Consider the following 9,418-nt stretch of genomic DNA (forward strand, 5'->3'; position numbering starts at 1 on the left):
CGATTGCTTTCAATTTGCTCGCGCTCAGCTTCGCGCTCTAACAGTTTTTCAATCGCCTGTTTGCGTGCACGCACAGCTAACCAATCGGTGCGGGTTTTCTCTAATTGCTCTCGCGCTTGTTTTAAACCATCTTGCTGCTGCTCTTGGGCTAATTCCAACTTATTAATAAAACCCTGAAAATGCCCAAACTCGTGAGAAGACAACCCCTCACGCCCACGTTGTTGAAACTGCTCACTGTAGTTACGCTGATACTGACTTAACATTTGTTGCTGTTGCTCTAATTGCTGTAACTGCAACTGCGCAGCCCCTAAGTCGGCTACCGCTTTACGCTCTTTATCATCCAGCTGGTCAAGCAACAAGTGTAATGCTTTACTCATAAGTTAACCTTAAACACAGCAGTAAGCTGTAAAAGTATAAAACCCACCCAGAGCTATTTTAGCCACAAAATACATAAAAAAATAAAGACTAAATCTGAAAAGTTTTTTATTAGTAATACATTACCTAAAGCAAACAACCAGAGATGAGTACTCTTTATTAAGATCAATCTATATTCAGTGGCAAAACTAGCTTAAAGCTAACAGCGGCCCAAAGGGGCGATTATTGCTGAGCTTGCAGTAGCGGAGCGCTTACTGTGGCCAAGTCAGTTAAACACATCGGCATTTCCACTACGTCTGTCATGCTTTGCGTTAAAAAGCTATCTAGGCGTGGGCGCATCAAAATGGCCATATCAATACGCGGGTCGGCGCCCGACTGATATGCGCCAAGGTTAATGAGGTCATGATTTTGCTGATACAAGGCATAGCTTTGTTTAACCGCTCTGGCCTGCTTTTGATGTTGGTCTGTCGTCACAGACGTCATTACTCGACTAATAGACTTTTCAATATCAATAGCTGGATAATGCCCGCTGTCTGCCAATTGGCGCGACAGCACAATATGGCCATCTAAAATCGCCCGAGACGCATCGGCAATCGGGTCTTGCAAGTCATCACCTTCGGTTAACACCGTAAAAAAGGCAGTAATCCCCCCCTGACCGGCGTGCTCATTACCATTACCGGCCCGCTCAACAAGGGCTGGCAGGCGAGCAAACACTGACGGCGGATACCCTTTACTGGCTGGAGGCTCACCTACGGCCAAAGCAATTTCCCGCTGGGCTTGGGCATAACGTGTTAATGAGTCCATTAACAGCAGCACGCTTAAGCCTTGGTCTCTAAAATACTCGGCCAAGGTCAGTGCCGTTTCGCAGCCCTTTAAACGCATCAAAGGAGAGGAATCGGCGGGGGCGGCCACCACCACAGAGCGAGCGCGCCCTTCATCCCCTAAAATTTCATCAATAAATTCTTTTACTTCGCGGCCACGCTCACCAATTAGCCCCACAATCACCACATCGGCTTTGGCGCCGCGGGTCATCATGCCTAACAGCACACTTTTACCCACCCCAGAACCAGCAAACAAGCCCATACGCTGGCCTTGGCCGACGGTAATTAACGCATTAATGGCGCGCACCCCCACGTCCATCGGCTCTCTAATGGGTTTACGAGACATAGGATTAATGCGCTCGGCACTAAAGCTGGCATTTTTACTGGTGACCAAGGGGCCCAGGCCATCAAGCGGCTGACCAATACCGTCAATCACCCGACCTAACAGCTCCATGCCCACCGGAATACCCGCACTTTCGCCAACCGGGGTAACGCGCGCCCCCGGAATCACCCCTTTAAGTGACTCACTGGGCATTAAAAATAGTTTGTCGTCAGAAAAACCCACCACTTCGGCATCCATATCACCAAATTGGGTCTGAATTTTACACAAACTGCCTACCGCTGCAGTGCAGCCAACCGCTTCTAAAGTTAGCCCCACCACTCGGGTTAGCTTGCCACTGGCCGACATTGCCGGTGCTAGCCCTTGGGTATTGTAGGTCTTTAAGCGCTTAAGGATCGTCATGAAAACGCGCCCAATTAGCCTTCATAAAGTTGGCCATTAAGTCATCAACACGCTTTGCCAAGCTGACGTCTAATTCAGACAAGCCCGTTTTCACTCGCACATCACCTCGGGCTTGGCTGGGCTCACTCATTAACCGCCAATGGCGCTGCTCACGACTGGCATCATCAAAGTGCGCTTCAATAATGGCCACATCTTCTGGATGTAAATATAAGGTCACCTCACTATCGCTCTCAGGCAGTGCCGACATCGCTTCTTGCACTGTGGCCAGCAACAGCTGCGGCGAGGCGCTAGACTCAGCCTTTAATAAGTTACGCGCAAGCTCTAAGGCGATAGTCACTAAGCTTTGCTCAACCACTTTATCTACCTTAGCCAAAGGCTCTTGTAGTTGTTCAAGCAAGGCTTGCCACTGTTCACTTTGTTGCTGTATATCTGCCTGCCCTTCAGCCAAACCTTCGGCTTTTCCTTGCTCTAAGCCAGCCTCGTGGCCTTGTTGCAAGCCAGTTAAGCGCCCTTCTTCTTGCCCGGCACTAATGCCTTCTTGTTTACCCTCTGCAAAGCCTTCTTCGTAGGCGGCTTGGCGTATTTCTTCTAACGCTTCTGCAGTTAATGGTTCGGGCTCGGTTTCAACTTGTTCAGGCTCAGGATCTGGCAATACCACAGCGCGCTTAATATTAAGCGCCTGAGGTTCTGGTGCTGCTTGCTTAGTGGATGACATATCTGGCCAAGGCCAATTTTCTGACTCAGTCCCTGCATCGGGGCCCGCCGGTACTCGCCCTGGTTTAGGGCCATAAGTATAACGACTCATACAAAGTCGTCTCCGCCGCCTTTAGCTAACATCAAATCACCACTATCAGCTAAGCGGCGGGCAATGGCTAAAATCTCTTTTTGTGCCAGCTCTACATCACTCACCCGTACCGGCCCCATGGCCTCTAGGTCATCTTGCAATAACTCAGCAGCACGCTTAGACATATTGTTTAAGAACTTATCTTTAAGCTGATCATCGGCCCCTTTCAATGCACGCTGTAACAGCTCGCCGCCCACTTCACGCAGCAGCATCTGCACGCCACGGTCGTCCACATCAATCAAGTTTTCAAACACAAACATTAAGTCTTGGATCTTCATGCTCATTTCTTCGTCTTCATCACGAATAGAGTCCATCAGCACCCCTTCTACCGAGGTATCCAAGTAGTTCATAATATTGGCCGCCGCTTTTAGGCCGCCCATTTTCGCCGCCTTAGCACCACTTTGGCCGGCAAATTGTTTTTCCATAATATCGTTCAGTTCTTGCAAGGCCGCAGGTTGCACTTCTTCAAGCTCGGCAATACGCATTACCAAATCAAGGCGCACAGGCTCAGCAAATAATTGCAATATTTCGGCGGCTTGCTCCGGATCAAGGTACGACAACACTATGGTTTGAATTTGCGGGTGCTCGTTTAAAATAATGCCCGCCACTTGTCGCGCGTCCATCCATTTTAATGAGTCTAAGCCGCGCGAGCCTGCACCAGCCGAAATTTGGTCAACCAAACGCCCGGCTTTATCTTCACCCAAAGCTGCTACCAAGGCATTACGCACAAAGTCTTGGCTGCCCACTCCAATTTTGGTAAAGCGCTGAATATCTTCAATAAATAAACGGTGTACCGCCCCCACTCTATCGGGGCCAAAATCACCCACCGCCGCCATTTTCATCCCTAAACGCTGCACCTGTTTAGGGTCAAGATGGCGAAAAATTTGCGCGGCATCTTCTTCACGCAAACTTAACATTAACAAAGCTGCCTTTTCGGTGCCGGTCATTTTATCAAGCAGCTTGCGCTGATCTTCGGTCACCATTAGCTGTTCGGTATCACTCATCCATCTTCACCCAATCTCTTACTACTTGTGCCGCTAAATCGGGCTCGTTGGCTACCAAGGCGCGAATAGCCGACAATACATCTTCATCTTTATTTAGATCAGGCAGCTGCAGGCGACCTTCGCGCATACCAAACATACCTTCATCTTGCTCAGCTTGCTGGGCTAGCAAGGTTAAATCATCACTGCCCATTAAGGCATTTTGCCCATCTAAATCCACATCTTCTGGCAGTTCTTCTGTACCTAGCAAGCGTTTTACCATGGGGCGCACTAAGGTAAGCAACAGCACCACTAATACAATCACCGCACCTAAGATGCGCAACAGATGTAAGAACCAGGCTTTTTCATAAAAAGGGATGCCCGAAACATCATCCATTACCGGACGATTAAAGGGCACTGCTACCACTTCTATGGCATCGCCTCGGCTAACATCAAAGCCTAAGCCCCCGCGCAACAAACGGTCAATGCGCGTTAGCTCTTCTTGGCTTAATGCCACCCGCTCTGTGGTGCCATCTTCATTGGTAATGGTTTTATGATCTACTGCCACCGACACTGTTAGTCGGCGAATATCCCCAGTCGAGCTTTGGCTATGGCTAATCGTAGTGTCTAGCTCAAAGTTACGGGTCGCCTCTTTGCGCGAGCGCTCGTTACGGCGTTTTTCTTGCGCGGTTAACCCTGTGGCGTCTTCAGGAATATCCGACTCACCCGGCGGTTGGTTGGTTAATGCCCCCGGAATACCCAAAGCGCCCAAGCCAGAGGTATTATCTTCCATCACCATTTCTGAACGCACAGCGGGCAAGTCAGGGTTAAAGGTTTTTACGGTTTGTTCTTTACGAGTAAAGTCGAGCCGCAAGTCCACTTCAGCCGTATAATTACCCAAACCCAACACTGGACTTAAAATAGAGTCAATTTTTTGTCGGTATTCTCGTTCTTGCTTCTGCTGTAATTCAAATTCTCGACGAGTACGGGCCGATAATGGATCTTGTGAGCCTGAATTTAATAAGCGTCCGTTTTGATCCGTCACAGTGACTTTATCGGGAGACATTTCGGCTACCGCAGAGGCCACGGTATCAACAATAGAGTCCACTTCTTCTTGGCGCAGCGTACTGCCACGACGCAAGTTCAATAACACAGTAGCGCTGGGTTGGCGCTTATCACGTACAAACACATTCTCGCGCGGAATAGCCAACAAGACTTGCGCCTTACTCACACTGTTATATTGCTCAATCACACGGGATAATTGACGCTCGCGGCTTAAGTTAAGGCGTTCACGCTCAAGGCGTTGGCTAATACCAAAGCCCGGATCTGATAGTAAAATAGAGTCGCCTTCGGGCGGGGCTTGATCTAACCCCGAGCGACGTAAATTAAGTTGAATATCAGAAAACTCATCGGCACGTACTAATACTGTGCTGCCATCAATTTGATAATCGACTTTTTGCGCGTCTAAAAAATCGAGTGTTTCAATCAGCTCTTGATTGTTATACACACCCAAGGGGCGCATTTCGGGCTCTTTGCCCCACATCAATAGAAAAACCGCCAGCGCTAAACAAATTGCTAGCGCCAGCACTATAATTACTTGGCGTAACACATCTGTGTTACCCAGCAAAGCCAATGGAGTGCTTTTTTGCTCTTCTGCCTCCAGTGAGTTGGCCTCGCTGGTGGCTACTGCAGATTTGTCGGTATCAACCAACGGATTATCAGCCACCAATCAGATCCTTATACCGGCATATTCATAATAGTTTTGTACGCTTCTACTACTTTATTGCGCACCTGTACGGTTGCATCAAAAGCCAAGCTCGACTTTTGACCGGCAATCATCACATTTTCTAAGCTCACGCTTTCATCGCCCATTTCAAAGCGGTTACGCAAATCACCCGTGGTGTGTTGCAAGGCATTCACATTATTCACCGCTTGGGTTAATACTGCAGAAAAATCTTGTTTTTGTGCAATATCATTAGCCGGTGCTAAGGGTTGCAGCTCGCTTTGCATCGCCTGCATTTCAGATATTAAGGCCGAAGCTTTTACATCCATGGTTAACAATCCCCTTAAAATTAAGCAAAAAGTATAATCGCAATATAGTTAATGCAAACAATAGGCCAGTATATATACAAGCGCACAAAATAAATAGTGAAGAAAATTTAGCGCCAAGCACCAAGCAAGCAGCCGAATGCTGTACGAAAAAATCAAAACCGCTGTTTATAGTCTAGCTCGGCGCGTATTCTTTAACTGACAGCTCTCCGAAGGGGCTTAGCCGTCATTGCGAGGAGCGCAGCGACGCGGCAATCCATCTAACAGACAGTAATAAGCTTGAAACCGGAAGTAAAACCGACAATAAAGGTACCGCAGTGTTTTTGTATAGCTTAGCGCTTCCAGCTTCCGGCTTTCTATACGTTTTACGCCAACCGCTGTATTCTTTAACTGACAGCTACCCTAAAGGGGTAAGCTTGGTCCTGGGCGCTTGGCGCTCGGCGCTGCCCTTAAACCTCTACCCCAGCTTCGCGCATACGTGCCAGCTTATAACGCAAGGTTCGGGGGCTAATGCCTAACTTGTCTGCCACTTCTTGGCGGCTGCCACCGTATGTTTGCAAAGCATTTAAAATAATTTGCTGCTCTTGGCTTACCAACTCACGACCTAAGCTTTGCTCTTCACCCACTGGCTGCATACCGTCTTTATGCTCAGGTACTGGTGAGCTGGGCGGGGGCTGACTAGCAGCAGGTGCCGGCACACCGGCATCATCCAGTAAAATATCGGCGGCGGCAATGTCATGCCCCTGCGCTAAAATAAGTGCTCGCTGAATAACATTGCCCAGCTCACGCACATTGCCCGGCCAGTGCCACGCCTGCAAACGCGCCTTGGCTTGTGCGTTTAGTTGTAATGGCCCACGGCCTAACTCTTTGGCATGACGCTGCAGCAAATACTCGGCTAACGGCACAATATCGCCAGGGCGCTCAACTAAGGCTGGCCAATGTAGTGGAAATACATTTAACCGATAATACAAATCCTCTCGAAAATGGCCATCGGTGACTGCTTGGCGCAAGTCTCGGTTACTGGTGGCCAAAACGCGAACATCCAGCTGGATAGTTTTACGACCACCTAAGCGCTCGACTTCTCGCTCTTGTAGCACTCGCAGCAACTTAGCCTGCAAGCTTAAATCCATTTCGGTAATTTCATCTAACAACAGGGTGCCGCCATGGGCTTGCTCAAACTTCCCCGGGTTCGCCTGCACCGCTCCGGTAAAAGCCCCCTTTTCATAGCCAAACAGCGTGGCTTCTAACATATTATCAGGAATAGCCGCACAGTTAATGGCTACAAATGCCGCCTTAGCCCGCGCTGACTTTTGATGGATAAAGCGCGCCAGCACCTCTTTACCCGTGCCGCTAGGGCCACTGATCATCACGCTGGCCTCAGACTCTGCCACTCGTGTCGCCAATTGTAATAGCTGAATGCTGCTGGCATCACCTACTATGGGGTCACCTTCGCGCTCATGATCTTGCGTTAAATAACGTGACACCACAGCTTGCAAAGCGTCAGGCGTAAAGGGTTTAGCTAAATAATCTACTGCACCGGCCCGAATCGCCGATACCGCCCCCGACACCTGAGCATAAGCTGTAATCACCAGCACAGGTAACCCCGGAATACGCCGATTAATCCACTCCAATAACCCCAAGCCATCCATGCCCGCCATTTGCACATCAGTAATCACTAACTTAGCGGCATTGTGTTGCAAATACACAATAGCATCTTCGGCACTGCTTAGTGCGGTACACGTATAACCAGCTAACAACAAGGTGTCTTGCAGTGCTTCTTGCAAACCGGCATCGTCTTCAACAATTAATATATCCACCACACTGGGCGCTACATCATTGCTCATAAAAGTGTCCTTAATGTCTAACACCAAACCTAAAACCTCTTTGCAACGGAATCCGCTAAATCCACAAAAACTCAACATAAGAACGAAACGTTTAATGGTAAGGGCCAACCCCATAACAGCAATTACGTTTTTTCTAAGTACACGGTCCCGTTTTGTCGTCTTTGCGAGCGAAGCGCGGCAATCCAAGTTTTATCTTTTGCACTTCATTCAAAATTCAACATTGCCCTTCAAATATTCCGTGGCAAAAATTTTTAATCTTATATTTAGCTGGGTGCTAGGTGCTGCAAGGCAACCACAGGCTAAAACAACTGCCTTTACCTAACTCAGACTGCACCGACACTCGGCCTTGGTGGGCGCGCATCACTGCCATTAACGCAGCTAACCCTAAGCCAGTGCCTTGGCTACGCGTAGTAAAAAATGGGGTAAACACTTTATTTAGCACAGCATCATCCATGCCTTTACCGTTATCTTGTACCCGAATCTCTACTTCCTTATCCTGGCTTAATAACTGCACATTCAACTTAGTTGCTCCTGCTTGCGCCCCGTTTTCTAGCAGGTTCAACATAATACCTTTTAAGGCATGGGCATTACCTAACACGCAAACTGGCTCAACACCCGCCTCACTTACCCCGGTAAGACAAATGCTTGCCCCCTTACTAGCCAACAAAGGGCTCGCCGCTTCTACACTGTCAGTCAGTAACACACTTACGTCAATATTATCGGCTAACGCCGCTTGCTCTGGCCGCGCAAATAATAAAACGTCGCTTATTTGACGCTCGATATCATGTAGCCGCGCCACCAGCCGCTGTTGAAACAGCTCACGCTGACTGTGATTAAGGTGCGGTGCCGCCAAATTGGCGCCATAGAGCATGGCCGCAGACAAAGGAGTACGAATTTGATGGGCCAAGGTCGCCGCCATTTGCCCCAATGCCGCTAAGCGCTGGGCATGACTTTGCTGATCAACCCATTCACGGGTAGGGGTCATATCGGTGAGTTGAATAAGTTGGCCGGGCTGACCTTCAATATGAGAAATAGCCAGCTGAATACGCCGCCCATCTTTAAGTGACACCTGTAAGCCATCATCAGGTTGCGGGGCAAATACCCGTTTAATAACCTCTGGCCATGCCAGCCCCAGCAAAGGCTCGCCCAGCATACTTTGCGCTGCTGGGTTGACCAAGGCCACCCGCCCTTTGCCATCCAACCACACCACACCACTGGGCATAGCATTCACTAAGGCGGTCATACTTAAAGCCGCAGGAGTATCAACAGTCATGGCACGCAAACAATAAAAGAATAATATTCTGATCATTCAATAAGCATGCCAATCCCTTTGGGAAGCTATCAGCTGTCAGAAAAACAAAAGCGCAGTGCATGAGGTAGCGCTAAGCACTATACAGTGTTTAGCCCGTCTGACTGGGTACGGTGTTTAGCCCGTCTTACCGGGCTTGCCCCGGTATCTCGTTTTTATATTTAAACTTGGCGCTATTTTTCAAACTTGTGCGAATAAATTCGCCCCTACATAAAACACAGCACCATACCAAAACAAACGGCGCTTTGGATTTGTCTTAAAGCTTGGCGCTAGGCGCTGCCTGTTTTCTTTAACGTACGGCGTGCAGCGTCAGCCGTAGCGCATTCCTGCAAAATGGATTGCCGCGCTACGCTCGCAATGACCCAAGCTCTGGGTTTGTCTTAAAGCCTGGCGCTAGGCGCCGGGCGCTGCCCTGAGCCGTCATTGCGAGGAGCGCAGCGACGCGGCAATCCAT

General features: G+C 49.1%; 8 protein-coding genes. All 8 read right to left on the reverse strand.

The window, feature by feature from the left end:
* Positions 1–377: flagellar export protein FliJ (gene fliJ, locus ACTHY5_RS06345; protein WP_441877875.1), on the reverse strand; the 377-nt coding region annotated here is incomplete at its 3' end.
* A 220-nt stretch (positions 378–597) separates the two neighbouring features.
* Positions 598–1,938, reverse strand: a complete 1,341-nt coding sequence (gene fliI, locus ACTHY5_RS06350) for a flagellar protein export ATPase FliI (protein WP_441877877.1) — start codon at positions 1,936–1,938, stop codon at positions 598–600.
* Complete coding sequence (gene fliH / locus ACTHY5_RS06355) at positions 1,925–2,743, reverse strand: flagellar assembly protein FliH (RefSeq protein WP_441877879.1); 819 nt, start codon at positions 2,741–2,743, stop codon at positions 1,925–1,927. The genes fliI and fliH overlap by 14 nt, the downstream gene beginning before the upstream one ends.
* Entirely contained in the window at positions 2,740–3,786 is a 1,047-nt protein-coding gene (gene fliG, locus ACTHY5_RS06360) for a flagellar motor switch protein FliG (protein ID WP_441877880.1), read from the reverse strand. The genes fliH and fliG overlap by 4 nt, the downstream gene beginning before the upstream one ends.
* Positions 3,779–5,488 (reverse strand): flagellar basal-body MS-ring/collar protein FliF, encoded by a 1,710-nt coding sequence (fliF, locus tag ACTHY5_RS06365; protein ID WP_441877882.1) that lies wholly within the window; start codon positions 5,486–5,488, stop codon positions 3,779–3,781. Before fliF ends, fliG begins: the two co-directional genes overlap by 8 nt.
* An 11-nt stretch (positions 5,489–5,499) precedes the next feature.
* Positions 5,500–5,814 carry a flagellar hook-basal body complex protein FliE gene (fliE, locus tag ACTHY5_RS06370; RefSeq protein ID WP_441877884.1) on the reverse strand — a complete coding sequence of 105 codons (315 nt, stop codon included), beginning with the start codon at positions 5,812–5,814 and terminating at the stop codon, positions 5,500–5,502.
* 446 nt (positions 5,815–6,260) lie between these two features.
* Complete coding sequence (locus tag ACTHY5_RS06375) at positions 6,261–7,655, reverse strand: sigma-54-dependent transcriptional regulator (protein ID WP_441877886.1); 1,395 nt, start codon at positions 7,653–7,655, stop codon at positions 6,261–6,263.
* A 274-nt stretch (positions 7,656–7,929) separates the two neighbouring features.
* The gene (locus ACTHY5_RS06380; RefSeq protein ID WP_441877888.1) at positions 7,930–8,964 is read right to left on the reverse strand and encodes a sensor histidine kinase; all 1,035 of its coding nucleotides are present in this window, start codon (positions 8,962–8,964) and stop codon (positions 7,930–7,932) included.
* Positions 8,965–9,418: the final 454 nt, after the last annotated feature.

Origin of the sequence: Oceanisphaera sp. (genome assembly GCF_052084945.1) — a bacterium.
Lineage (GTDB): Bacteria > Pseudomonadota > Gammaproteobacteria > Enterobacterales > Aeromonadaceae > Oceanimonas.